Annotated in this window: 1 protein-coding gene; it reads right to left on the reverse strand. The window is 53.0% G+C overall.

Features of this window, described 5'->3' with window-relative positions:
* Positions 1 to 11: 11 nt before the first annotated feature.
* Positions 12 to 764, reverse strand: coding sequence for an IS1 family transposase (locus JUJ53_RS00395; RefSeq protein WP_204150019.1), 753 nt, complete (start codon positions 762 to 764; stop codon positions 12 to 14).
* Positions 765 to 846: the final 82 nt, after the last annotated feature.

The raw sequence follows: 846 nt of genomic DNA on the forward strand, positions 1-846 counted from the left end.
GGTAGTGCATTTTATTGCAGGACAAAGGAAAAAACGAGGTTACCTTGCTCCGCCAGCTTTTGTCTGATTTGGCGATTGTAGTCATGGATGAACAGCCAGATAGCCCCAATGTGGTTCTCTAGCTTTTTGGAGAACGACAGGGTTTTCCGCACCAGTCGGGAAATCCGCTGCCTCAGCGTGTTGTTCAGGCGCTCGATGTAATTCGTTAAGCCCCTATCTTTACCAACAGCCTCATGCCGTTTGCTCGGAATGACGGTGACGTAGGCTTCCCAGAAGTCGGTGTAGACCTTGGCGCATTGTCGATAGACCCCTGGAATGGACTGCCACAGCGCCACCGCAGATTCCCCAGAGCGGTCTCCAATATGACAGCCCAGGATTTCTCGGGTCTCGGCATCGATCGCGAGCCAGACCCATTGCTTATTCCCTTTGTGGTCGACAAACGACCACAGTTCATCCATTTGCACCTTCAGGGGGCCTTTAGGCTTGGGGATGACCTCGGCAGTTTGAGACACTGACGCATAGGTGGCATTGGCATAGCCTTGCAGCCAACTCTCCGACACCTCAGTAGCTCGGGCAATCCCTGCTAGCGGAGTCTTCTCGTGTAACAGCCGATTCACAAGCGCTTTTGTCTCCTTTGGCTTGGGTTGCCATTGCGGATCTTCGACGAATTGACGCCCACAGTCTCGGCATTTGTAGTTTTGCTTTCCCCGGTGGCTGGTGCCGTTTTTAGAGATATCGTGAGCCCCACACGTGGGACAGGTCATCTCAATGGTCATGGGTCTGACTCCCTTCTAATCGCAATGGCGTAGTCTGATTTTCCTCCGTCCCGTACATTAATGCACTACC

The organism is Leptolyngbya sp. CCY15150 (assembly GCF_016888135.1).
Classification (GTDB): Bacteria; Cyanobacteriota; Cyanobacteriia; order RECH01; family RECH01; genus RECH01.